Annotated in this window: 22 protein-coding genes; 4 read left to right on the forward strand and 18 right to left on the reverse strand. The window is 70.9% G+C overall.

The genetic code is table 11. The features are described from left to right. Nucleotides 1–259: 259 nt before the first annotated feature. Entirely contained in the window at nt 260–865 is a 606-nt protein-coding gene (locus tag ACFCV8_RS21320; RefSeq protein ID WP_376686966.1) for an ALF repeat-containing protein, read from the forward strand. A 16-nt stretch (nt 866–881) separates the two neighbouring features. On the opposite strand, the gene ACFCV8_RS21325 is transcribed toward ACFCV8_RS21320, so the two are convergent. The 16 genes from ACFCV8_RS21325 to pgsA all read right to left on the reverse strand — a co-directional run bounded on the left by ACFCV8_RS21325 (nt 882) and on the right by pgsA (nt 16,750). After that, nucleotides 882–3,440, reverse strand: coding sequence for a RelA/SpoT family protein (locus tag ACFCV8_RS21325; RefSeq protein WP_376686967.1), 2,559 nt, complete (start codon nt 3,438–3,440; stop codon nt 882–884). Nucleotides 3,441–3,630: 190 nt separating this feature from the next. After that, nucleotides 3,631–4,047, reverse strand: coding sequence for a hypothetical protein (locus ACFCV8_RS21330; RefSeq protein WP_376686968.1), 417 nt, complete (start codon nt 4,045–4,047; stop codon nt 3,631–3,633). A gap of 174 nt (nt 4,048–4,221) precedes the next feature. Continuing rightward, the gene (locus ACFCV8_RS21335; RefSeq protein WP_376686969.1) at nt 4,222–4,773 is read right to left on the reverse strand and encodes an adenine phosphoribosyltransferase; all 552 of its coding nucleotides are present in this window, start codon (nt 4,771–4,773) and stop codon (nt 4,222–4,224) included. Further along, nucleotides 4,770–5,873 (reverse strand): protein translocase subunit SecF, encoded by a 1,104-nt coding sequence (gene secF / locus ACFCV8_RS21340; protein ID WP_376686970.1) that lies wholly within the window; start codon nt 5,871–5,873, stop codon nt 4,770–4,772. The genes ACFCV8_RS21335 and secF overlap by 4 nt, the downstream gene beginning before the upstream one ends. Before the next feature lies 1 nt (nt 5,874). Beyond that, on the reverse strand, nt 5,875–7,617 hold the full coding sequence (gene secD / locus ACFCV8_RS21345) for a protein translocase subunit SecD (protein WP_376686971.1): 1,743 nt from the start codon (nt 7,615–7,617) through the stop codon (nt 5,875–5,877). Between the two features lie 145 nt (nt 7,618–7,762). Continuing rightward, a complete protein-coding gene (gene yajC / locus ACFCV8_RS21350; protein ID WP_376686972.1) occupies nt 7,763–8,224 on the reverse strand; it encodes a preprotein translocase subunit YajC in 462 nt (153 codons plus the stop codon). A gap of 166 nt (nt 8,225–8,390) precedes the next feature. Continuing rightward, nucleotides 8,391–9,464 (reverse strand): Holliday junction branch migration DNA helicase RuvB, encoded by a 1,074-nt coding sequence (gene ruvB / locus ACFCV8_RS21355; RefSeq protein ID WP_376686973.1) that lies wholly within the window; start codon nt 9,462–9,464, stop codon nt 8,391–8,393. A gap of 73 nt (nt 9,465–9,537) precedes the next feature. Further along, nucleotides 9,538–10,164, reverse strand: coding sequence for a Holliday junction branch migration protein RuvA (gene ruvA / locus ACFCV8_RS21360; protein ID WP_376686974.1), 627 nt, complete (start codon nt 10,162–10,164; stop codon nt 9,538–9,540). Continuing rightward, nucleotides 10,161–10,739 carry a crossover junction endodeoxyribonuclease RuvC gene (gene ruvC, locus ACFCV8_RS21365; RefSeq protein ID WP_376686975.1) on the reverse strand — a complete coding sequence of 193 codons (579 nt, stop codon included), beginning with the start codon at nt 10,737–10,739 and terminating at the stop codon, nt 10,161–10,163. Before ruvC ends, ruvA begins: the two co-directional genes overlap by 4 nt. A 124-nt stretch (nt 10,740–10,863) precedes the next feature. Beyond that, entirely contained in the window at nt 10,864–11,616 is a 753-nt protein-coding gene (locus ACFCV8_RS21370) for a YebC/PmpR family DNA-binding transcriptional regulator (protein ID WP_376686976.1), read from the reverse strand. Between the two features lie 61 nt (nt 11,617–11,677). Continuing rightward, nucleotides 11,678–12,271: a pyridoxal 5'-phosphate synthase glutaminase subunit PdxT gene (pdxT, locus tag ACFCV8_RS21375; RefSeq protein ID WP_376686977.1), complete on the reverse strand. Its 594-nt coding sequence runs from the start codon at nt 12,269–12,271 to the stop codon at nt 11,678–11,680. A 6-nt stretch (nt 12,272–12,277) separates the two neighbouring features. Further along, nucleotides 12,278–13,198, reverse strand: a complete 921-nt coding sequence (pdxS, locus tag ACFCV8_RS21380) for a pyridoxal 5'-phosphate synthase lyase subunit PdxS (RefSeq protein WP_376686978.1) — start codon at nt 13,196–13,198, stop codon at nt 12,278–12,280. A gap of 167 nt (nt 13,199–13,365) precedes the next feature. Continuing rightward, on the reverse strand, nt 13,366–13,911 hold the full coding sequence (locus ACFCV8_RS21385; RefSeq protein WP_376686979.1) for a hypothetical protein: 546 nt from the start codon (nt 13,909–13,911) through the stop codon (nt 13,366–13,368). A gap of 75 nt (nt 13,912–13,986) precedes the next feature. After that, complete coding sequence (locus tag ACFCV8_RS21390; protein WP_376686980.1) at nt 13,987–15,147, reverse strand: glycosyltransferase family 4 protein; 1,161 nt, start codon at nt 15,145–15,147, stop codon at nt 13,987–13,989. Then, nucleotides 15,144–16,079 carry a phosphatidylinositol mannoside acyltransferase gene (locus tag ACFCV8_RS21395; protein WP_376686981.1) on the reverse strand — a complete coding sequence of 312 codons (936 nt, stop codon included), beginning with the start codon at nt 16,077–16,079 and terminating at the stop codon, nt 15,144–15,146. Before ACFCV8_RS21395 ends, ACFCV8_RS21390 begins: the two co-directional genes overlap by 4 nt. Continuing rightward, the gene (gene pgsA, locus ACFCV8_RS21400; RefSeq protein WP_376686982.1) at nt 16,076–16,750 is read right to left on the reverse strand and encodes a phosphatidylinositol phosphate synthase; all 675 of its coding nucleotides are present in this window, start codon (nt 16,748–16,750) and stop codon (nt 16,076–16,078) included. Before pgsA ends, ACFCV8_RS21395 begins: the two co-directional genes overlap by 4 nt. A 266-nt stretch (nt 16,751–17,016) precedes the next feature. On the opposite strand from pgsA, the gene ACFCV8_RS21405 reads away from it, so the two are divergent. Both ACFCV8_RS21405 and ACFCV8_RS21410 read left to right on the forward strand, forming a co-directional pair. Then, nucleotides 17,017–19,242 carry an elongation factor G-like protein EF-G2 gene (locus ACFCV8_RS21405; RefSeq protein ID WP_376686983.1) on the forward strand — a complete coding sequence of 742 codons (2,226 nt, stop codon included), beginning with the start codon at nt 17,017–17,019 and terminating at the stop codon, nt 19,240–19,242. A gap of 146 nt (nt 19,243–19,388) precedes the next feature. Next, on the forward strand, nt 19,389–21,059 hold the full coding sequence (locus ACFCV8_RS21410; RefSeq protein WP_376686984.1) for a hypothetical protein: 1,671 nt from the start codon (nt 19,389–19,391) through the stop codon (nt 21,057–21,059). Between the two features lie 84 nt (nt 21,060–21,143). Here the strand turns inward: ACFCV8_RS21410 and ACFCV8_RS21415 are convergent, their stop codons facing one another. Further along, nucleotides 21,144–21,704: an HIT domain-containing protein gene (locus ACFCV8_RS21415; RefSeq protein ID WP_376686985.1), complete on the reverse strand. Its 561-nt coding sequence runs from the start codon at nt 21,702–21,704 to the stop codon at nt 21,144–21,146. A gap of 66 nt (nt 21,705–21,770) precedes the next feature. Between ACFCV8_RS21415 and ACFCV8_RS21420 the strand changes: the two genes are divergently transcribed. Then, entirely contained in the window at nt 21,771–22,448 is a 678-nt protein-coding gene (locus tag ACFCV8_RS21420) for a potassium channel family protein (RefSeq protein ID WP_376686986.1), read from the forward strand. A 29-nt stretch (nt 22,449–22,477) separates the two neighbouring features. Here ACFCV8_RS21420 and thrS read toward each other — a convergent pair whose 3' ends face one another. After that, nucleotides 22,478–24,454 (reverse strand): threonine--tRNA ligase, encoded by a 1,977-nt coding sequence (gene thrS, locus ACFCV8_RS21425; RefSeq protein ID WP_376686987.1) that lies wholly within the window; start codon nt 24,452–24,454, stop codon nt 22,478–22,480. Nucleotides 24,455–24,473: the final 19 nt, after the last annotated feature.

Here is a 24,473-nt window from a genome sequence, read left to right on the forward strand (position 1 = left end):
CGCTGCTGGCCCTGGCCCTCCCGGGCCTGGCGGAGTGGGGGGGCTGCCGCCCCCACCCCGGGTCCGGGGGGCCTTCCCGCGTTCGCGCGGGAAGGCCCCTTCCGTGTCCGGGGGCACAACGGCAACGAGGAGATCAGGACAACTTCCGGTATCCGGCAGTGACTTGGGCGCGCCGAGACACGATGATCTTCGCACCGGCACGCTTCGCGCGGTCGCCGGATCCGACGAGTTCACCTACGTAACTGAGGCAGGTTCACCGATGAGACCGACTCGAGTCGTCCTTACCGCGGCAGCCGCCGTCCTCGCCCCGGCCCTTCTCCTGTCCGGCCCGGCCTTCGCCGCCGCGGCGGCGTCCCCGTCCGCCGCGGTCGCCGCGACGCAGGCGGGCGGCGGCTCGGACATACCGGTGGACGAGATGTCCGACGACGACCTGAGGATCGCGATCCTGCGCATCCTGGCGGACGAGGACAGCGGCAAGCGGGTTGTACGGGAGGCCAACGCGGCCCTGGACAACGGCACGACGGAAGCCATGCGGGCCTTCCTGAAGACCGGCTACCCGCTGGCCCAGGCCGAGGACGACCGCGTCGCCCTCACCCGCATCCTCGCCGACCCGGACTCCGGGAAGCGGGTCATCAAGGAGATCAACGAACTCCTCGACAACGGCACCGCGGCGGAGATCCGCCAGTGGCTGGAGACCGGCTACCGCCTCGCCCAGGCCGAGGACGACCGCGTCGCGCTCTCCCGCATGCTCGCCGACCCGGACATCAGCGACGCGATGCGCGCGGCCGTCACCAAGGCCATCGACGGTACGCCCGAGGAGATGCGCTACTTCCTGGAGTACGGCCGGTACGAGGTGGACGCGTAGGGCACCCGGTCCGCAGCTACGGCCTGCGGGCCGACGTGACCCGGTAGACGTCGTAGACACCCTCCACGCCCCGGACCGCCTTCAGCACGTGTCCGAGGTGCTTGGGATCGCCCATCTCGAAGGTGAAGCGGGAGGTCGCCACCCGGTCCCGCGAGGTCTGGACGGCCGCCGACAGGATGTTGACGTGCTGGTCGGACAGAACACGGGTGACGTCCGAGAGCAGCCGGGAGCGGTCCAGGGCCTCGACCTGGATGGCGACCAGGAAGACCGACGACTGGGTCGGCGCCCACTCGACGTCCAGGATCCGCTCCGGCTGCTGCGAGAGCGAGTCGACGTTGACGCAGTCGGCGCGGTGCACGGAGACGCCGCTGCCGCGGGTGACGAAACCGATGATCGGGTCGCCGGGAACCGGCGTGCAGCAGCGGGCCAGCTTGACCCAGACGTCCTCGACGCCCTTGACGACCACGCCGGGGTCGGCGTTGGAGCGCCGCTTGCCCCGGCTGCGGGAGGGCGGCGAGCTCTCGGCGATGTCCTCGTTGGCCTCGTCCTCGCCACCGAGCGCCTGGACCAGCTTCTGCACGACTCCGGCGGCCGCGACATGGCCCTCTCCGATCGCCGCGTACAGCGAGGAGATGTCGGGGTAGCGCATCTCGTGGGCGAGGGTGACCAGGGAGTCGCCGGTCAGGATGCGCTGGATCGGCAGGTTCTGCTTGCGCATCGCCCGGGCGATCGCGTCCTTGCCCTGCTCGATCGCCTCGTCGCGGCGCTCCTTGGAGAACCAGGCCCGGATCTTGTTGCGGGCCCGGGGGGACTTGACGAAGCCCAGCCAGTCCCGGGACGGTCCGGCCCCGGCCGCCTTGGAGGTGAAGACCTCCACCAGGTCGCCGTTGTCGAGCGTCGATTCGAGCGGGACGAGCCGGCCGTTGACCCGTGCTCCTATGGTCCGGTGGCCGACCTCCGTGTGCACCGCGTACGCGAAGTCGACCGGGGTCGCTCCGGCGGGCAGCGCTATCACGTCGCCCTTGGGCGTGAAGACGAAGACCTCGTTGCGCGAGAGGTCGAAGCGCAGCGACTCCAGGAACTCCCCGGGGTCCTCGGTCTCCTTCTGCCAGTCCAGGAGCTGGCGCAGCCAGGCCATGTCGTTGACGGTGTCCTGGCGCGCGCCCTTGCCGGGGCTCTTGGGCACGTCGGTACGGACCTTGGAGGCGCCCGCGACGGCCTCCTGCTTGTACTTCCAGTGCGCGGCGATGCCGTACTCGGCGCGGCGGTGCATGTCGAAGGTGCGGATCTGGAGTTCGACGGGCTTGCCGCTGGGACCGATCACCGTGGTGTGCAGTGACTGGTACATGTTGAACTTGGGCATCGCGATGTAGTCCTTGAACCGGCCGGGGACCGGGTTCCATCGCGCGTGGACGGTGCCGAGCGCCGCGTAGCAGTCGCGGACCGTGTCGACGAGGACCCGGATGCCCACCAGGTCGTAGATCTCGGCGAAGTCCCGGCCCCGCACGATCATCTTCTGGTAGACGCTGTAGTAGTGCTTCGGGCGGCCGGTGACGGTGGCCTTGATCCGGGCGGCACGCAGATCGGCCTGGACCTCGTCGGTCACTATGGCGAGGTACTCGTCGCGCTTGGGGGCCCGCTCGGCGACCAGGCGCACGATCTCGTCGTACATCTTGGGGTAGAGGATCGCGAAGGCGAGGTCCTCCAGCTCCCACTTGATGGTGTTCATGCCCAGGCGGTGTGCCAGCGGGGCATAGATCTCCAGCGTCTCGCGGGCCTTCTTCTCCTGCTTCTCCCGCTTGAGGTAACGCATGGTGCGCATGTTGTGCAGCCGGTCGGCGAGCTTGATGACCAGGACCCGGGGGTCCTTGGCCATGGCGACGACCATCTTGCGTACGGTCTCGGCCTGCGCGGCCTCACCGAACTTGACCTTGTCCAGCTTGGTGACGCCGTCGACGAGCAGGGCGACCTGGTCGCCGAAGTCACGGCGCAGGGTGTCGAGGCCGTACTCGGTGTCCTCGACCGTGTCGTGGAGCAGACCGGCCATCAGGGTGGCGGGGTCCATGCCCAGCTCGGCAAGGATCGTCGTGACGGCGAGCGGATGGGTGATGTACGGGTCACCGCTCTTGCGCTTCTGGCCCCGGTGCCAGCGTTCGGCGACCTGGTAGGCGCGCTCGATCTGGCGGAGCGTGGCTGTCTCGATCTTGGGGTCGTTGCCGCGGACGATCCGCAGCAGCGGTTCGAGCACGGGGTTGTACGGGCTGGAGCGCTGCACGCCGAGACGCGCCAGCCGGGCCCTCACCCGGTTGGACGAGCCGCCCGAGCGGCTGGTGTGCGCGGTCGGCTGGGCGGGCCTGCCCGCGGGCTTCGCCGGGGGCTTCGGCGCGGACGCGGCCGGGGGCTCCGCGGCGGCGGGCTGCGCGGGCGAGACGGGGCCAACGGCCCCCGCCCGGTCCGGGCCCTTGGCGGCCATGGGCTTGGGCTTCTCCGCGGGCTGCTGCTTCCCGGGCGTGGCTGGGGCCGCCGCGGGCTTGTCGGGCTGCGGGGCGGCGACTGGCTGGGCCTCGTCTGGCAAGAGCGCTCCTCGTGCGGATCCGGACACCCGGAAAGGCCATCGTATCGAGCCTGCGGCCGCTCCTCCCCCGGGGACCGTGAGACTCCTGACAACGCGGAACGGGCACCCGATTGTTCCCGGGTGCCCGTTCCGCGTCACCGTCGGAGCCGCGGGCCGTCGCACGTGGGGCCGACCCGCGCCGGGCGGTGTCTCAGTTCCATCGCAGGAGGGCCGCTCCCTTGACCTTCATCTCCTTGTCCGCGGCCACGTTGCCCCACGGCACCGTGATCTCGCCGCTCTTCCCGCAGCCGGCCCCGTGCCAGGTCTTCCTCCCCTTGGCGTCGAAGCCCTTGGCCTGCACGCAGACGCCGGCGCCCTTGAAGACCTTCCAGCCGTAGACCATCTTCATGCCCTTGGCACCGAAGTGGGCGCAGCCGTCGTCGAGCGTGCTCCACTTCCCCGGGATCGATCCCGCGTTCTTCCAGCCCATGCAGACGCCCTTCGCTCCCGGGGTGTCCGACACGGGCAGGGCGGTCCGGCTCGCCCCTGCGGGGCCGGCACCCGCGGCGACCGCCGCGAAGGAGAGAAGGGAGACCGCGCCCGTGGCGATCCTGTACGAGATCCTCATGTGGTTCCTCCCTCGGGGATGCCGATGAGCGGCACCAGGGGAAGATCCCATCAGGCAGATACACACCATGCGTCCGTTTTGAGTCATTCCTGAACCCGGGGGTGACGCCGATGTACAGACGCGCATCGGGTGCCCAGGAGATTCCCGGACACCCGATGCGCGTACCTGCCGTGCTCAGACGTGGATCAGTGCCTCCAGCGGAGCACCGGCCAGCGCCCGCTCCAGACGGGCGCGCCCGTCCAGGAAGCCGAGCTCCATGAGGACCGCGACGCCCGCGACCTCGGCCCCGGCCCGGCGGATGAGCTCCAGCGAGGCCTCGGCGGTGCCGCCCGTGGCGAGGATGTCGTCGATGACCATGATCCGGTCGTCGGCGGACAGGTCCTCGGCGTGGATCTCGATCTCGGCGGTGCCGTACTCCAGCTCGTACGCCTGACTGAGCGTGGCCCCGGGGAGCTTGCCCGCCTTGCGGACCGGCACGAAGCCGAGCCCGGCCCGGATCGCGACCGGGGCGGCCAGGATGAAGCCGCGCGCCTCCAGACCGACGACCTTCGTGGCGCCGTACCGTACGCACAGCTCGGCGAGGGTGTCGGTGAGGGCGGCGAACGCCACCGGGTCCGCCAGCAGCGGGGTGATGTCCTTGAACACCACACCCGGCTTCGGGTAGTCGGTCACGTCACGGATCCGGCTGAGCAGGAGTGCGCGAGTGCTCTCGGTGGTGGTGGTCATCGGCGCTTCCCCTGGGTCCGGCCGTGGCCCCGGGGAGGCTGCTGGCGCTGGCCGACGACCGCGGCGGCGGGGGCGGTGTCCTGCGGGAACCCGTCGCCCTGCGGCTCGTCCTCGGCGGACTCGCCCTTGGCGGCGGCCGCCGCACGCTTGGCGAGGATCCGCTTCTTCAGGGCCTTCATCTGCGGCTCGCGTTCCTTGAGGTCGGCGACGAGCGGCGTGGCGATGAAGATCGAGGAGTACGCACCGGCGGCGAGGCCGACGAAGAGCGACAGCGAGATGTCGTTCAGCATGCCCGCGCCGAGGACACCGCCACCGATGAACAGCAGGCCGGCGACCGGCAGCAGCGCCACGACGGTGGTGTTGATGGAGCGCACCAGCGTGCCGTTGATGGACCGGTTGGCGATCTCGCTGTAGGTCCAGCGGGTCTGCTTGGTGATGTCGACCGTGCTCTCCTTGAGACTGTCGAAGACCACGACGGTGTCGTAGAGCGAGTAGCCGAGGATCGTCAGCAGACCGATCACGGTGCCCGGGGTGACCTCGAAGCCGACCAGGGCGTAGACACCGACCGTGATGGTGATGTCATGGATCAGCGCGACCAGGGCCGCGATGGCCATGCGCCATTCGAAGGCGATGGCCAGGTAGATCACGACCAGGACCATGAAGACGCCGAGGCCGGTCCACGCCTTGTTGGCGATCTGCTCGCCCCAGCTCGGGCCGACCAGGTCTGCGGCAATCTTCTCGGCCGGGACGTGGAGGTCCTTGGAGAGCGTGGTCTTGATCTCGTCGGACTTCGCGGTGTCGACCTCGGTGATCTGGATGCGCAGACCGCCGTTGCCGAGCTTCTGGACGATCGCCTGGTGACCGGAGGCCTTGGTGGCCAGGTCCTCCGCTTCGGCGATGGTGGCGCTGGTCTTCGGGGTGGTGAAGACCGCACCGCCCTTGAACTCGATGCCCATGTTCAGGCCGCTGACCGCCAGGCCGACGATGGCCGTGATGGTGATCAGGATCGAGATCCCGTACCAGATCTTGCGCTTGCCGATGAAGTCGTAACCGACCTCGCCTCGGTAGAGACGGGCGCCGATCGTGCCGAGTCGCGACATCTCACGCCTCCTTCGGGTCAGTGGGGGCGGTGGCACGGCGGGAGCGGCGCAGCGGCGGCTTGGCGCCGAGCCGCTTCGGGTCCAGCCCGGACCACGGATGGCCGCTGGCGAAGAACTTCCTGCGGGCCATGATCGTCATGACGGGCTTGGTGAAGAAGAACACCACGACGACGTCGAGCAGGGTCGTGAGACCCAGCGTGAACGCGAAGCCCTGCACCTTGCCGACGGTGACGACGAAGAGGACCGCGGCGGCCAGGAACGACACGAAGTCGGAGACCAGGATGGTGCGCCGGGCGCGCGGCCAGGCCCGCTCGACCGCGGGACGGAGCGTGCGGCCCTCGCGGATCTCGTCGCGGATCCTCTCGAAGTACACGATGAAGGAGTCCGCGGTGATACCGATGGCCACGATGGCACCGCAGACGGCCGGGAGGTTCAGCGCGAAGCCGATGGCCGGTCCGAGCAGCGACATCAGCGTGTACGTCAGGATGCCGGATACCAGGAGGCTCAGGAGCGCGATGAACGCCAGCCCGCGGTAGTACGCCACCAGGTAGATGACGACCAGGGCCAGGCCGATGGCACCGGCGATCAGGCCGGCCCGGAGCTGCTCGCCGCCGAGCGCGGCGGTGACGGTGGTGACGCTCTGCTCCTTGAAGGAGAGCGGGAGCGCACCGTAGGAGAGCACGTTGGCCAGGTCCTCGGCGGACTGCTGGGTGAAGCTGCCGGAGATCTCGGCGTTGGCGCTCAGCGCCGCACGCACGTAGGGCGCCGAGACGACTTCGCCGTCGAGCGCGATGGCGAACTGGTTCTGCGGCGACGGCTGCTCGGCGAGGCGGCCCGTGATCTTCTGGAACTTCTTGGCGCCGGACTTGGTGAACTCCATCTGAACGATCCACTGACCGTTCTGGTCCAGCGCGGCCTTGGCGCTGTCCACGTCCGTGCCGGACACCTCGGCGGGGCCGAGGATGTACTTGGGCCTGCCCTCGGCCTCGGAGCCGCACGCGACGACCGGGTCGGTCGGCTTGGTGCCCTGCGTGGCCTTGGCGCGGGACGCCGCGCTGGAGCAGTCGAGCGCCTCGAACTTCTTCTGCAGTTCGGCGGTGGCGGCCTGGTCGGCGGCGGAGGCCGTCGGCGTGGTCTCGCCCTTGGGCGTGGTGCTCGCCTTCGGGTCGGGGGTGGAGTCGGCCTTCAGGCCGCCGGTGACCGCGCGGCCCTGGGTGGTGGCGCTCGGGTCCGGGCTCGCCGAGCCCTTCCCGTTCTCCGCGGCGGGGGCGCTGGGGCTGCCGGACGAGGTGGGCTTGCCGGACGTCGAGGCGCTGGGCTTCGGGGTGGGCGTGCCCTGGGCGACGGTCAGCACCGGCCGGAAGTAGAGCTTGGCGGTCGTACCGACCTGCTCACGGGCCTGGGCGGAGTTCGTGCCCTTGGGGATGTTGACGATGATGTTGCGATTGCCCTGTGTCTGGACCTCGGCCTCGGAGACACCCAGACCATTGACACGGCGCTCCATGATCTGGACGGCCGTGTCCATGTTGGTCTTGTTGATCGCCGATTCCTGGCCCGGCTCGCTCTTCGCCTCGAGCGTGATCGAGGTGCCGCCCGCCAGGTCGATGCCCAGTCGCGGGGTCGGCTGATCAGCCAGGAACATCCCGCCGGTGAGCGCGACCATGGCGATCAGGATCAGAGCCAGGGCACGCCCCGGCCTGCCCTGACCGCCGGCCGGTCCCCGGCTCTTCTTCGGTGCTGCCACCTTCTCGTTTCTCCCTGTCCAACCGTCCCGGGCCGGGTACGCGCCCGAGCGGCCACGAAGTGTAGTGGGGACCCGCCCCCGCAGAAGATCGCACGGACCGGGGACTGCCGGACGCCGACGGGCTCACGGCATCCCCGGGCGTGGGTCACTTCGCGTCGGCCTCGCCGTCGTCCTTGCCCTCGGACTTCTTGCCGGAGTCGGCGTCCTTCGGCTCGTCCTCGTCCGCCTTCTTGGTGAGGTCGAGCCGGGTCTCGTCGTCGTTCCCGGTCAGCGAGGAGGCGTCGTCCGGGACGACGGTGCCGTCGAGGTCGAGGCCGCTCTCGTCGTCGCCGTGGACGATGCGGTTGTACTCCTCGTCGCTGAGGACGGCGCCGATGGCGTTCTTGGCGTAGACGGCGTGGACGCCGGGTGCGATCTCGAGGAGGACCGTGTCGTCGTGCAGCTCCTTGACGGTGGCGTACATCCCCCCGATCGTCCGGACGCCGGTGCCGGGCTGCATCTCGTCGCGCATCTGGGCGGCGGCCGCCTGCTTCTTCTTGGCGGAACGCGTCATCAGGAACATGGCCCCGATAAGCACGATGAAGGGGAGGAGAGTCACGGGATTCACGGGACGAGTTTCCTTCGCACGACCGCGTTGGAAGGCGGCCTGTATCTACGGGGGTGGGTACACCGACCTGATAAGGGCGGCATCGGCGGAGTCTAAGCGAGTCCGCATCGATGGAACAACGCCCAGCACCGCTCCGTGGTTCCTCCTCCGGCGAAGCTGTGACGGATCACGCCCCGAACAGGCCCTGTTGTCCCTTTCCGCCGTGCTGCGGGGGTACGAGTCCGAGATGGGCCCAGGCCGCGGGGGTCGCGACGCGCCCGCGCGGCGTCCTGGCCAGCAGTCCTTCCCGGACCAGGAAGGGCTCGGCGACCTCCTCGACGGTCTCGCGCTCCTCCCCCACGGCGACGGCGAGGGTGGACAGCCCGACCGGGCCGCCGCCGAAGAGCTTCAGCAGGGCTTCGAGCACCGCGCGGTCGAGCCGGTCGAGGCCACGGGCGTCGACCTCGTACACCCCGAGGGCCGCGGCGGCGATCGGGCGGTCGATCCGCCCGTCGGCCTTGACCTGGGCGTAGTCCCGGACGCGGCGCAGCAGCCGGTTGGCGATACGGGGGGTGCCGCGGGAGCGGCCGGCGATCTCGGCGGCTCCTTCCGCGTCCATCTCCACGTCGAGGAGGCGGGCGGAGCGATGGATGACGCGTTCCAGCTCGGTGGGCGCGTAGAACTCCATGTGGCCGGTGAAGCCGAAGCGGTCGCGCAGCGGGGGCGGGAGCAGGCCCGCGCGCGTGGTGGCGCCGACCAGGGTGAACGGGGGCAGTTCCAGCGGGATGGCGGTGGCGCCGGGGCCCTTGCCGACGATGACGTCGACCCGGAAGTCCTCCATCGCCATGTAGAGCATCTCCTCGGCCGGCCGCGACATCCGGTGGATCTCGTCGAGGAAGAGAACTTCACCCTCTTGGAGGGACGAGAGGATCGCGGCGAGGTCGCCCGCGTGCTGGATGGCGGGGCCGGAGGTGATCCGGATGGGCGCGCCCATCTCGGCTGCGATGATCATGGACAGGGTGGTCTTGCCGAGTCCGGGGGCGCCGGAGAGCAGGACGTGGTCGGCGGTGGCGCCACGGGCCCTGGCCGCCTTGAGGACGAGGTCGAGCTGCTCGCGCACCTTCTCCTGGCCGACGAACTCGTCCAGGTCCTTGGGGCGCAGGGCAGCCTCGACCGCGGTGTCCTCGCCGTCCGCGTCGGCCCGGACGAGACGCTCGTCGAGCCGCTCGTCGGTGTCGGGTCCGGTCTCGTCCCAGTTCATTCGGTGTCTGTCCCGCCTCGGATGTCTCGGTGCCGTGCGGTGCCCGGCCCGGCGTCGGGGTGGCGCGCTGGGGTCAGCGCGCGCGGTTGAGGGTCTGGAGTGCGGCGCGCAGCAGCTGCGGCACCGGGGCCTGGCCGCCCTCGGCGATCGCCGCCTCGGCCTGCGGCGCGACGGCGGTGACCGCTTCGTCGGCCTCGCGGGTGGCGTAGCCGAGGCCGATCAGGGCGGCCTGGAGCTGGTCGCGCCAGGAGGAGGTGACGGCGGTGCCGATGCCCTGGCGGCCGATGTGGGCGCCGACCGGCTCGCCGAGTCTGTCCTTCAGTTCGAGGAGGAGTTTCTGGGCGCCCTTCTTGCCGATGCCGGAGACGGCGGTGAGCGCCTTCTCGTCCCCGGTGGCGACCGCCGTGCGCAGCGCGTCCGGGCTGTGGGTGGCGAGCATCGCCTGGGCGAGCCGCGGCCCGACCCCGCTGGCGGTCTGGAGCAGCTCGAAGACCTGCCGTTCGTCGTCGTCGGCGAAGCCGTAGAGGGTGAGCGAGTCCTCCCGTACGACGAGCGAGGTGGCGAGCCTGGCGTCCTGGCCGATCCGGAGACCGGCGAGGGTGTTCGGCGTGCACTGGACGGCCATGCCGATGCCGCCGACCTCGATCACGGCCGTGGTCGGGGCGAGCGCGGCCACCGGGCCGCTGACGAAGGCGATCATCGGGGGACCTTCCGGACGGGAGCCGCGGATGCGCGGGCCACTGGGGTGCGGGGGGTGCGGGCCGCGGCGGCGGCCGCGTGTGCCTGCTGGAGGCGGTTGACGGCGGGGGCGCGCCAGATGTGGCAGATGGCGAGCGCGAGGGCGTCGGCCGCGTCGGCGGGCTTGGGCGGGGCGTCGAGCCGGAGCAGCCGGGTGACCATGGCCCCGACCTGGGCCTTGTCGGCGCGGCCGGTGCCGGTGACGGCGGCCTTCACCTCGCTGGGGGTGTGCAGGGCGACGGGGATGCCGCGGCGCGAGGCGCAGAGCATGGCGACCGCGCTGGCCTGGGCGGTGCCCATGACCGTGCGGACGTTGTGCTGGCTGAACACCCGCTCCACGGCGACGAATTCGGGCCGGTGCTCGTCGAGCCATTCCTCTATGCCGCGCTCGATGGCGACCAGCCGTTGACCGAGCTCCGCGTCGGGCGGGGTCCGCACGACGCCCACCCCGCGCATCGTCAGGGGGCGGCCGGCGACGCCCTCGACGACGCCGACACCGCACCGGGTCAGCCCCGGGTCCACGCCCAGCACCCGCATGGGGCACCCCCTCCGTACCAGTCGGTCAACTGTTCCCGCAGGCTACCGGCCGGCACTGACAATGCGACGGGCCGACGGGGTGTGTCCCCGTCGGCCCGCGCGTGAGAGCTGTGCCGAGCTCGGCCTATGCCTCGACCTTCTCCATGACTTCGTCCGAGACGTCGAAGTTGGCGAAGACGTTCTGCACGTCGTCGCTGTCCTCCAGCGCGTCGATCAGCTTGAAGATCTTGCGCGCGCCTTCCTCGTCCAGCTCGACCTGCATGGTGGGCAGGAAGTTGGCCTCGGCCGAGTCGTAGTCGATGCCACCCTCCTGGAGCGCGGTGCGGACCGCGACCATGTCGGTGGCCTCGCTGACGACCTCGTACGTGTCACCGAGGTCGTTGACCTCCTCGGCGCCCGCGTCGAGCACGGCGTCCAGGACGTCGTCCTCGGTCAGCCCGCCCTTGGGGACGATCACGACGCCCTTGCGGTTGAACAGGTACGAGACCGACCCGGGGTCGGCCATCGAACCGCCGTTGCGGGTCATCGCGACACGTACGTCGGAGGCGGCGCGGTTGCGGTTGTCGGTGAGGCACTCGATGAGCACCGCGACACCGTTCGGGCCGTAACCCTCGTACATGATCGTCTGGTAATCGACGCCGCCCGCTTCGAGACCGGCACCGCGCTTGACCGCGGAGTCGATGTTCTTGTTCGGGACGGAGCTCTTCTTCGCCTTCTGGATCGCGTCCACAAGGGTCGGATTGCCATCGGGGTCCGCACCGCCGGTGCGGGCCGCGACCTCGATGTTCTTGATCAGCTTCGCGAAGAGCTTGCCGCGCTTGGCGTCAATCACGGCCTTCTTGTGCTTCGTCGTAGCCCATTTAGAGTGGCCGGACATCTGCCTTCTCCTTCGCGTCACCAAAAACGATTCGAACCCGAGAGATCCTACCGGGATCGAGTCAGCCGACTGCGCGCACCATGTCCACGAACAACCCGTGAACGCGATGGTCCCCGGTCAATTCCGGGTGGAAGGACGTCGCCAGGGCGTTTCCCTGACGTACCGCGACGATATGGCCGTTGTGCTCGGCCACCACCTTGGCCCGCGCGCCGACCGATTCCACCCAGGGGGCGCGGATGAAGACGCCCTCCACCGGGCCGCCCTCGATCCCGGCGACCTCGACGGCCGCCTCGAAGGACTCGTTCTGCCGCCCGAAGGCGTTGCGGCGCACGATCATGTCGATCCCGCCGACCGTCTCCTGGCCCGCGCGCGGGTCGAGGATCTTGTCGGCGAGCAGGATCATCCCGGCGCAGGTGCCGTAGACGGGCATACCGTCCCGGACGCGCTCGCGCAGCGGTTCCAGCATGCCGAACAGGGAGGCCAGCTTGGACATCGTGGTGGACTCGCCACCGGGGATGACCAGGCCGTCCACCCCGGCGAGCTCCTCGGGGCGCCGGACCGGCCTGGCCAGGGCGTCCGCCGAGGCCAGGGCGATCAGGTGTTCCCGTACGTCGCCCTGGAGTGCCAGGACGCCGATCACAGGGGTGTCGCTCATCGGTGCTTACCAGCCACGGTTCGCGTAGCGCTCGGCCTCGGGCAGGGTGTCGCAGTTGATGCCGACCATGGCCTCGCCCAGGTTCCGGGAGGCGTCCGCGATGATCTTCGGGTCGTCGTAGAAGGTGGTGGCCTTCACGATGGCGGCGGCGCGCTTGGCCGGGTCGCCGGACTTGAAGATGCCGGAGCCGACGAAGACGCCCTCGGCGCCGAGCTGGCGCATCAGCGCGGCGTCCGCCGGGGTGGCGACACCGCCCGCGGAGAACAGCACGACGGGCAGCTTGCCGAGCTCGGCGACCTCCTTGACCAGCTCGTACGGGGCGCGGAGCTCCTTGGCCGCGGCGTACAGCTCGTTGTGGTCGTAGCCGCGCAGCCGGGCGATCTCGTTCTTGATCTGGCGCAGGTGGCGGACGGCCTCGACGACGTTGCCGGTGCCGGCCTCGCCCTTCGAGCGGATCATGGCCGCGCCCTCGGCGATCCGGCGCAGGGCCTCGCCCAGGTTGGTGGCGCCGCAGACGAAGGGGGTGGTGAAGGCGAACTTGTCGCTGTGGTTGATCTCGTCGGCCGGGGTGAGGACCTCGGACTCGTCGATGTAGTCGACGCCGAGGGACTGGAGTACCTGGGCCTCGACGAAGTGGCCGATCCGGGACTTGGCCATGACCGGGATGGAGACGGCCCCGATGATCTCTTCGATCATGTTCGGGTCCGACATCCGGGCCACGCCGCCGTCCTTGCGGATGTCGGCCGGCACCCGCTCCAGGGCCATGACGGCCACCGCGCCCGCGTCCTCGGCGATCTTCGCCTGCTCGGCGTCGACGACGTCCATGATCACGCCGCCCTTGAGCTGCTCGGCCATGCCGCGCTTGACGCGGGCGGTGCCGACGGCCGGGGAGTCGGCGGACTGCGGGGTGGAGGGAAGCGTGGACATGGGTCGACCTCACTCGGAGAAAAGTTGCCGAAAAACACTGGTTGGTGCAGTGCTGAGCAAACTCTCCGGGAACAGTCCACGGCAAGGGCCAATGGCAGGCCGGTGGATCGTTTTGGACGCCTACGGGCCCGGATGTGGCCCCGGTCACGCCTGCAGTGGCCCCCGGGTCAGCTGCCGGGGCGGTCCGCCAGGGCCACCGGGGGTTCGTCGTCCATCTCGAAGGCCAGGGGGAAGGGGGCGTGTCCGGCCAGCCGGAACCAGCGCACCTTGCGGTGGCGGCGCAGCGCGCGTGCCGCGCGCACCGCGTCGTTGTGGAACCGCCGGGCCATCGGGACACGGCGTGCGGCGGCGGCCAGTTCGAGCGCGGCCTCCTCGCCGCCGGGGATCTCCTTGACGGCGTCCACCTGCTCCGGCTCGCCGAAGACCGCCCGCAGCGCGGCACTCAGCTCGCTCTCGGCGACCTCGCGCTGCTCCCCCTCCGCCTGGCGGGCGGCGTGGGCCGCCTCGTACAGGACGATGGAGGCGGCCGGGTCGAGGACGCCGGACGTGGCGAGTTCCTGGGTCACCGAGGCGCGGCGCAGGAGCTGCGCGTCGAGGGCGGCCCGGGCGGCGTCGATCCGGGTGTGCAGGCGGTCCAGCCGGCCCGCGGTCCAGCTGAGGTACATGCCGATCGCGACGACCGCGACCACGATCCAGAAGAGGGTTTCGATCACGGGCGGCAAGGCTACCGCCGGGGCGCGGACGGCGTGCCGGTACGGCCCCGCCCCCGCCCGTCCCGCCGCGGGAACCTACTCCCGGGCCAGGCCGAAGCGGGCGCGCAGCCCGGTGCGTTCGTCGGCCGCCACCGAGGCCGCTCCGTCCGTCACCGTCTCGTACACCGCGAGGATGTCCGCACCGACCGTCGACCAGTCGAACCGCCGCACGTGTGCGCTGCCCCGCTCGCTCAGCGCGGCGCGCCGCTCCGGGTCGCCGAGCAGCCGTACCGCGGCGGCGGCCAGCGCGTCCGCGTCCTCGTTGGTGAACAGCTCACCGGCCGCGCCCTGGTCCAGCACCTGCGCGAAGGCGTCCAGATCGCTGGCGAGGACCGGGGCACCGGCCGACATCGCCTCGACCAGGATGATCCCGAAGCTCTCGCCGCCGGTGTTGGGCGCGACGTACACGTCCACGCTGCGCAGCAGCCGGGCCTTGTCCTCGTCGCTCACCATGCCGAGGAACTCGACGCGCTCGCGCATCGCCTCGGGCAGCGAGGCGACCGCCTCGTCCTCGTCGCCCCGGCCCGCGATCAGCAGCCGGGTCTCCGGGCGGGCGGCGAGGATCGCGGGCAGCGCCCGCATCAGGACCGGCAGTCCCTTGCGGGGTTCGTCGATCCGGCCGATGAACCCGATCGTGCCGCCCTGCCACTCGGCCCTGGGTTCGGCCGCGGCGAAGAAGCCGACGTCGACCCCGTTCGGGATGACCACGGCGTCGCCGCCCAGGTGCTCGACCAGGGTGCGGCGGGCGTACTCGCTCACCGCGATGCGCGCGCTGATCTTCTCCAGGGCCGGCTGGAGGATCGGGTACGCGGCGATCATGGCCCGGGAGCGCGGGTTGGAGGTGTGGAACGTGGCGACGATCGGCCCCTGCGCGGCCCAGCAGGTGAGCAGCCCGAGCGAGGGCGAGGTCGGCTCGTGGATGTGGATGACGTCGAAGGTGCCGTCGTGCAGCCAGCGGCGCACCCGGGCGGCCGAGAGGAAGCCGAAGTTCAGCCGGGCCACCGAGCCGTTGTACGGGACGGGCACGGCTCGGCCCGCCGAGACCACGTACGGCGGCAGCGGGGTCTCGTCGTCGGCGGGCGCGAGCACGGAGACCTGGTGCCCCAGCCGGATCAGGTGCTCGGCAAGGTCGCGGATGTGGAACTGCACACCGCCCGGTACGTCCCAGGAGTACGGGCAGACGATGCCGATCTTCACCTCGGGTCCTCCCGGGTCTCCAGATCGGCGAGCCAGAGCCGTTGCAGCATGTGCCAGTCCTCCGGATGGTCGGCGATTCCGACGGCGAAGGCATCGGCCAGCGCCTGTGTCATCGAGGACGTCCGCTCCGCGCGGCTGCCCGAGCCGGGCACCTCGACCGGCGGGTGGATGAGGGCCTTCATCACCGGCGTGCCGTCGTAGCCCAGGGTCACCGGCAGCAGCAGCGCCCCGGTCTGCTGGGCCAGCAGCGCGGGTCCGGCGGGCATCCGCGCGGTGTCGCCGAAGAACGTCACCTCGACGCCGGAGGCGGACAGGTCGCGGTCGGCGACCAGGCAGACCAGCCCGCCCGCCCGCAGCCGCCGGGCCAGGGTGCCGAAGGCGGCGCCGCCGCTGTGCGGCAGGACCTCCATGCCGAGGCCCTCGCGGTAGGCCACGAACCGGTCGTACAGCGTCTCGGGCTTCAGGCGCTCGGCGACCGTGGTGAAGGGCACCTTGAGGTCGGTGGTGACCCAGGCGCCCGCCAGGTCCCAGTTGGCCAGGTGCGGCAGGGCGAGGATGACGCCGCGCCCGGCGTCGAGGCCGTCGGTGAGCCGGTGTGCGCCGGTCACGTCGATGGACGCCCTGATCCGTGCCGGGCTCCAGGTGGGCAGCCGGAAGGACTCCATCCAGTAGCGCATGTACGAGCGCATCCCGGCCCGGGAGAGCTCCGCGAGGCGGGCCGGGGACGCGTCGGGCACGACCCGGGCGAGATTGGACTCCAACCGCAGCACGCCCTTGCCGCGCCGCTTCCACACCTGGTCGGCGAGGGTGCGGAACAGAGTGCGGGCGGCCGGCTCGGGGAGCTTCTTGACCGCTGTCCAGCCGAGCCCGTACAGCCCGTCGGTCAGCCGGTCGCGCAGGCCGGAACCCGGGTGGCCCGGACCGTCGCTCACCGGGCGGTCCCGCTGCCCGGCCCCGCGGCGGCGGCCTCGGCCGCGTCGGCCTCGGCGGACTCGCGGCGCACGGTGACGACGCGCTGCACGAGCGTGATCAGGCTGCCCACGGCGACGATCCACAGCGCGATCGGCAGCAGCACCTGGATACCCGGGACCCCGAACTTGTGGAGCCCGGCGAATCCGGCCGCGACCAGCGAGATCACCAGCCGCTCGGCACGCTCCACGAGACCGTTGACCGCGACCGGCAGCCCGATCGACTCGCCGCGCGCCTTGGTGTACGAGACCACCTGGCCGCTGGCCAGGCAGAAGATCGCGACGGCGCAGAGGGCGTTGTCGTCGCCGTTGCCCGCGTACCAGAGCGCGAACCCGCCGAAGATCGCGCTGTCGGCGACCCGGTCGAGCGTCGAGTCCAGGAACGCGCCCCAGCGGCTGGAGATACCGGCCTGCCGGGCCATGTTGCCGTCGACGAGGTCGGAGAAGACGAAGATCGTGATGACGATCGTGCCCCAGAAGAACTCCCCCATCGGGAAGAAGACCAGCGCACCTGCCACCACCCCGGCCGTACCGATCAGTGTGACCGCGTCGGGGCTCACGCCGAGGCGGAGCAGCAGTGCGGCGAACGGTGTGAGGACACGCGTAAAAAATGCACGCGCGTACTTGTTCAGCATGGCCTTCCCGAGGGTCGGTGGGCCGAGCGGCCCCTACGGCCACCGGCTGGCCCATCGTAGTCACGCCCGCCGGACTCCACCCTTCGGGCACCCGGCCGCGCGCCGCGGAGTGCCTTGGATGGACGCGTAGGGGTCCGAGTGGAAAGCTCGAATTACCGCGGGCGCCGCCGCGGCCGTCGTGGCCGCTCCCCGCGCCCGGGCATTCCCTCCGCCACATCGCGCCGGTATTTCCTCCGTTCCGCGCCATCAGCCGGGAGGTACGCATCATGGGCGACAAAGCACGCGCACACACCGGGGCCGCCGGCAGGGCACCGGCGGCCGACCGGCCCTCGTCCGTACGGAACGTGGTGCTGGTCGGCCCCAGCGGCTCGGGCAAGACCACGCTCGTCGAGGCCCTCGCGCAGACCGCGGGCGCGGTCAACCGGGCGGGCCGGGTCGAGGACGGTGCCACCGTCTCCGACTACGACGAGATCGAGCACCGCAGACAGCGCTCCGTACAGCTCTCGCTGGTCCCCGTCGAGTGGGGCGGGTACCGGATCAATCTGCTGGACACCCCCGGGTACGCCGACTTCGTCGGGGAGCTCCGGGCCGGTCTGCGGGCGGCGGACGCGGCCCTCTTCGTCGTGTCGGCGGCCCAGGAGGCACCGGCGGTGGCGGGCACCGCCCGTGCAGCGTGGGAGGAGTGCGCCGCCGTCGGGATGCCGCGCGCCCTGGTCGTCACCCACCTCGACACGGCGCGCACCCCGTTCGAGGCGATGACCCGGGTGTGCGGGGAGATCTTCGGCGGCGACGACCCCGACGCGGTGCTCCCGCTCTACCTGCCCGTGCACGGCCCCGAGGGCGCCGACGGGCACGCCCCGCTCACCGGGCTCACCGGACTGCTCACCGAGCGGTTCCTCGACTACTCCTCGGGCGAGCGCCGGGAGCACCCGCCCGACCCGGCCCGGCGGGCCGCGCTGCGGGAGGCCCGTGACCGGCTCATCGAGGGCATCATCGCCGAGAGCGAGGACGAGACCCTGATGGACCGCTATCTCGGCGGGGCCGAGGTGGACGTCGCCACGCTCCTGGACGACCTGGAGCGTGCCGTGGCCCGGGGCGGCTTCCACCCCGTCCTCGCCGCGGCCCCGGCCGCCGAGGGGGCCCGCCAGGGCGTCGGCACCGTCGAGCTGCTGGAGCTGATCACCGGCGGCCTCCCGACTCCGCTGGAGCGCCCGCTCCCCGAGGTCACCCCGCTGCACGGGGCGTCCCGCCCGGTCCTGACCTGCGATCCGGACGGGCCGCTGGTCGCCGAGGTCGTCAAGACGGCCACCGATCCGTACGTCGGCCGGATGTCGCTCGTCCGCGTCTTCTCCGGCACCCTCCGAGCCGACGACACCGTCCATGTGTTCGGCCGCGGTCTCACCGATCGCGGGCACGCGCCCCGTCCCTTCCACGAGGCGGAGGTGCGGGTGGGGGCCCTCTCCTCCCCGTTCGGCAAGCAGCAGCGCCCCCGGGCCGCGTGCGCGGCGGGCGATCTGACCGGGGTGGCCCGGCTGAGCGGCGCCGAGACCGGGGACACCCTGTCCGACCAGGACCTGCCGTTGCTGATGGACCCCTGGGACATGCCGGATCCCCTGCTGCCGCTCGCCGTCGAGGCCCACGGCAAGGCGGACGAGGACAAGCTCTCCCAGGGGCTGGCCCGGCTGGTGGCCGAGGACCCGACCATGCGCCTGGAGCAGAACCAGGACACCCACCAGGTGGTCCTGTGGTGCCTCGGCGAGGCCCACCAGGACGTGGCGCTGGACCGGCTGCGCAGCCGCTACGGCGTCCAGGTCGACGCCGTAGCGCACCGGGTGGCGCTGCGGGAGACCTTCGCCGCCCCGTCGACCGGGCGCGGCCGCCATGTGAAGCAGTCCGGCGGCCACGGCCAGTACGCCATCTGCGAGATCGACGTGGAGCCACTGCCTCCGGGCTCGGGCATCGAGTTCGTGAACCGGGTGGTCGGCGGCGCGGTGCCCCGCCCGTTCGTCCCGTCCGTCGAGAAGGGGGTGCGCGCCCAGGCCGCCCGCGGGGTGGCGACCGGGTACCCGCTGGTCGACGTACGGATCACGCTGCGGGACGGCAAGGCCCACTCGGTGGACTCCTCCGACGCCGCCTTCCAGACCGCGGGCGCGCTGGCGCTGCGCGAGGCGGCCGCCGGGGCCCGTGTCCAGCTCCTCGAGCCGGTCGCCGAGGTCACGGTCCTGGTCCCGGACGACTACGTCGGGCCGGTGATGAGTGACCTCTCCGGACGGCGCGGCCGCGTGGTCGGCACCGAACAGTCCGGTCCGGGCCGCACGCTGGTGCGGGCCGAGGTGCCCGAGCTGGAGATCGACCGGTACGCGGTCGACCTGCGGGCCCTCACCCATGGCGCCGGACGCTTCGACCGGGCGTACGCCCGGCACGAACCGATGCCCCCGCATCTCGCCGAACGCCTCCGGGAGCAGCGGGGGAACGACCCGGAGGAGGGCTGACCGGCCCCGCCGCCCGCCTTTGTCCACGGGGCGGGCGGCGCGGCGTTCCGGACGATACTCTTTGGTCCCAGCTCAGAAAGTGTGCCGAGCACGGCAGTTGGGAAACAGCCGCAGGAGCAGTTCCTCGGCGGCGAGTGGGGGCGACAGTGGCCAGCGACGGATTCGATTTCTCTCCCGGAGCGCAGATCCCGCTCCAGGGGTCGGGCGGGCAGGCAGTGGTGACCAATGCCCTCGCCTCGGCGGCGTACCGGGACAGCCCGGTGGAGAAGATCCTTGACGCCAACAACGAGTGGCACAAGTCCGAAGTCAAGGTGGGCCGTTCCAAATTCCTCAAGTCCGACTACTTCAAGCCGAACCTCGGTGAGGCGTACTGCCGCGCCGTCCAGGAGCGCATGCTGGGCGGCGCCCGCAAGGCCCTCATCCAGTCCTTCGGGACCGATCCGCAGACCGTCGTCGAGCACTGTCTGTCCGCGTCCCGGCTCCGCAAGCGCCGCGACACCAAACTCACCGTCATCACCGCCGTGTTCGGCTTCCTCTTCCTGCCCGGCATGCTGCTGTGGGTCATCGCGTTCCGGCTGCGCGACCACCTCGCCGGCACCAAGGACAAGGCGCTCTCCGCGCTGGGCAACGCACTGTTCCCGATCATCGGGATCGTGGCGCTGATCGCCGCGGTCAACGTCGATCTCACCGGCTTCCTGGCGCTCTACGTCCTGTTGGCGATCGTCGCCCCGGTCGTCGGCTGGTACCTCGCCAAGCAGATCGCCGAGGCCTCCGCCAAGGACATGCGGGCCCGTTGGGAGGGGCTGCTGTCGGGCGGCGGTGTCATCGCCAAGATCCCCGAGGCCGTGCCGAAGAACCCCAGCGAGACCTCCCGCGAGGCGCTCCGCCAGGGTCTGGAGAAGCTCACCGCCGAGCAGCACTCCAACTCGGTCTTCTACGCGGGCCCCAAGGGCATCCTCGGCATGGGGACCCGCTGGGGCAGCTGGCAGCTGGCGGAGGAGCTCGTCTCCAAGGACCCCGGCAAGGAGTTCCACCGGTTCCGCAGCTGGGACGTGATCCGGGCGATCCACGACCAGCTCAAGATGCTGGAGCGCGGCCCGCTGAACACCGGGGGGTTCCCCACCCCGTCGGTCACCCACTGGATCGTGTCCCCCGTCGGCGAGAAGGCGGACTCGGTCTCCCGCCCGGCCGGCGAGGATGTCGCCACCTTCCAGGTCAAGCCGCACGAGATACAGCGGATCTGCAACCACCAGCAGTTCGGCAGCGGTGACCGGCACTACCTGGGCGTCCAGTTCGTCCTGTGGGACGGCCAGCTGATCATCACCATGATGATCACGGTCACGGTGCTCCACGAGACACTGCGCATCGAGGTCACCGGCCACGCCCTCGGCCCGGTCCACTCGCTCTTCACCAGCAAGCCCTCGGCCCCGACCAAGACGGTCAACAAGACCGTGCGGTTCTGGGAGACCCGGGACATCAAGCTGCCGCTGGTGGAGTCCAGCGAGGTCGTCCGCCTCGCCCTGCGCGCCCCGTTCACCTGGTATCCGCCGCTGCTGGACTACCTGGGCGGGAAGATCGCCCTGCCCGAGCCCTTCGGTCTGCGGCACGCCTGGGCGGAGCAGCCGTGGCGCCACCGCTTCATGGCCGACGACGCGATGCGCGCCGCGACGCCCGTGCTGCGCGCCGTGCACAACGCGGCCCTGCGGGTCCTCGCGGAGAACGGCGTCGACACCGAGCGCTTCGACAACCGCTCGATGGTGCTGAGCGGTGCGGTGCAGGACCCGAGCCCGCGCAAGGCCGACCTGTACGACGCGTAGCCGCCGGCCCCTCCGGACGTACGCCCGAAGGCCGCCCCCCGACGCGGGGGCGGCCTTCGGGTTTCCGGTCCCGGCCCGGTCCGGTCAGTCGACCGGCCAGGCGTCGGCCAGCATCTTGCGCGTGTCGGCGAGCAGCTGCGGCAGCACCTTCGTGTGCCCGACCACGGGCATGAAGTTGGTGTCCCCGCCCCAGCGCGGCACCAGGTGCTGATGCAGGTGGGCCGCGATCCCGGCACCCGCCACCGCACCCTGGTTCATGCCGATGTTGAATCCGTGTGCCCCGGACGCCGCGCGCAGCGCCACCATGGCCCGCTTGGTGAAGTCGGCCAGCTCCATGGTCTCCGGCCCGTCCAGCTCCGTGTAGTCGGCCACGTGCCGGTAGGGCACCACCATCAGGTGACCGCCGTTGTACGGGTACAGGTTCAGCACGGCGTAGACGTGCTCGCCGCGGGCGACGACGAGCCCGTCCTCGTCCGAATTCGACGGGATGCCGCAGAACGGACAGCCGTCACCCGCCTCCGGGCCGGTCGGCTTGTTCTCCCCCTGGATGTACGCCATCCGGTGGGGCGTCCACAGGCGCTGGAACGCGTCGGGCGTCCCCACTCCGATCTGCTGTTCCGGCTCACTCGTCATGCGGATCAGCATATTGCTTCGCTCCGCGGGTGCGTGTCGTCGGGGGCACACCCGTCGGCGTACGGCGATGCTGAGGCGATGAGCGACCCGTCCGCCGCCTCCGCCCCGCCCCGCCTCCGGCGTTGGGAGCAGCACACCGAGGTGCCGCTCTTCGGTGTCTCGCTGCTCTTCCTGCTGGGTTACGCGATCCACGTCCTGGCCCCCGAGGACCTGGGGATCGTGCGGGATCTCGGCCTCGCCCTCGTGGGCGCGGGCTGGCTGGTCTTCGCGGCGGACTACGCCGTGCGGCTCCGGCTCAGCGGCCTTCGGCACCGATTCGTCCGGGTGCACTGGCTGGACACGCTCGTGCTGCTGCTTCCGCTGCTGCGGCCGCTGCGCCTGATCCACATCTACACCGTGGTCCAGCGGGGCCGGGAGAGGCCGCGGCTGAGCCTGTACGCCCGGGTGATCAGTTACGCGGGGGCCGCCGCCCTGCTGCTCGGGTTCACCGCCGCGCTCTGCGTCTACCAGCTGGAGCACCGGGCGCCGCAGACCTCGATCCACACCTTCGGCGATGCCGTGTGGTGGGCGTGCGAGACGCTGACGACCGTGGGGTACGGGGACGCGGTACCGGTCACCGCGGGCGGCCGGGTCGTGGCGTCGGGGCTGATGATCTGCGGGCTCGCGCTGCTGGGGGCGGTGACGGGTTCGTTCTCGTCGTGGCTGATGCAGGTGTTCCGCCGGGAGGACGAGACGAGGCCCCCGGAGAGCGGGTAGCGCTCCGGGGGCCTCGTGCGAGGTACCGGTCAGACCTGGACGCGGTCCTCCACGGCCTTGCGGATCTTGGCGATGGCGTCCTCGACCGGGATGCCGTTCTCCTGCGACCCGTCGCGGTAGCGGAAGGAGACGGCACCGTTCGCCATGTCCTCGTCGCCCGCGATGATCATGAAGGGCACCTTGGCCTTCTGCTGGTTGCGGATCTTCTTCTGCATCCGGTCGGAGGAGGCGTCCACCTCGACCCGCAGCCCCTGCTTGCGGGCCTTGGCCGCGAACTCCTGGAGGTACGGGACGTGCGCGTCGCCGATCGGGATGCCGACCGCCTGGACCGGGGCGAGCCAGACCGGGAAGGCGCCCGCGTAGTGCTCCAGGAGCACCGCGAAGAAGCGCTCGATGGAACCGAACAGGGCACGGTGGATCATGACCGGGCGCTGCTTGGTGCCGTCGGGGCCGGTGTACTCGAGGTCGAAGCGCTCGGGGAGGTTGAAGTCGAGCTGCACGGTCGACATCTGCCAGGTGCGGCCGATGGCGTCCTTGCACTGCACCGAGATCTTCGGGCCGTAGAACGCGGCACCGCCCGGGTCCGGGACCAGCGGCAGGCCCTGCTTCTCGGCGACCTGGCGCAGCGTCTCGGTGGCCTCCTCCCAGATCTCGTCGGAGCCGACGAACTTCTCCGGGTCCTTGGTGGAGAGCTCCAGGTAGAAGTCGGTCAGACCGTAGTCGCGGAGCAGGTTCAGGACGAAGGTGAGCGTCCGGTCGAGCTCCTCGGCCATCTGCTCCTTGGTGCAGTAGATGTGCGCGTCGTCCTGCGTGAAGCCGCGCGAGCGGGTCAGGCCGTGCACCACGCCGGACTTCTCGTACCGGTAGACCGTGCCGAACTCGAAGAGGCGCAGCGGGAGTTCACGGTAGGAACGGCCGCGCGCGTCGAAGATCAGGTTGTGCATCGGGCAGTTCATCGGCTTGAGGTAGTAGTCCACCCCGTCGTCGAGCTGCATGGGGGGGTACATGCCGTCGGCGTACCAGTCCAGGTGGCCGGACTTCTCGAAGAGCTTGCCCTTGGTGGCGTGCGGGGAGTAGACGAACTCGTAGCCCTCCTCCTCGTGACGGCGGCGCGAGTAGTCCTCCATGGCGCGGCGGATGATGCCGCCCTTGGGGTGGAAGACCGCGAGGCCGGGGCCGATCTCGTCGGGGAAGGAGAAGAGGTCCAGCTCGTTGCCGAGCTTGCGGTGGTCGCGCTTGGCGGCCTCCTCCAGGAACTCCAGGTGCGCCTTCAGCTCCTCCTTGGTGGGCCAGGCGGTGCCGTAGATGCGCTGGAGCATCGGGTTCTTCTCGCTGCCGCGCCAGTACGCCGCGGCGTTGCGCATCAGCTTGAACGCCGGGATGAATCGGGTGGTCGGCAGGTGCGGACCCCGGCAGAGGTCCTTCCAGCACAGCTCGCCGGTCTTCGGGTCGAGGTTGTCGTAGATGGTCAGCTCGCCGCCGCCCACCTCGACGTCCGCGCCGTCGTCCGAGGACGCGGAGCCCTTGATCCCGATGAGCTCCAGCTTGTACGGCTCGGCGGCCAGCTCCTCGCGGGCGTCCTCGTCCGTCACGACCCGGCGGGAGAAGCGCTGGCCGCGCTTCTGGATCTCCTGCATCTTCTTCTCGATGGCCTTGAGATCCTCGGGCGTGAACGGCTTCTCGACATCGAAGTCGTAGTAGAAGCCGTCCTTGACCGGCGGGCCGATGCCCAGCTTGGCCTCGGGGAAGAGCTGCTGCACGGCCTGCGCCATCACGTGGGCGGTGGAGTGCCGCAGGATGTTCAGGCCGTCCTCGGAGGAGATCTCCACGGGCTCGACGACCTCGCCGTCGGCGACGGTGTACGCGAGGTCCTTCAGCTCGCCGGCGACCCGGGCGGCGACGACGGTGCGCTCGCCGGCGAAGAGCTCGGCTGCCGTAGTGCCCGTCGTCACCACGCGCTCTTCCCGCTCGGAATCGCGTTGAATGGTCACACGGACGTCTGACACCGGTCTCTCCTGACTCAGG

The organism is Streptomyces sp. NPDC056347, from assembly GCF_042262625.1.
In the GTDB taxonomy this organism is placed as follows: domain Bacteria; phylum Actinomycetota; class Actinomycetes; order Streptomycetales; family Streptomycetaceae; genus Streptomyces.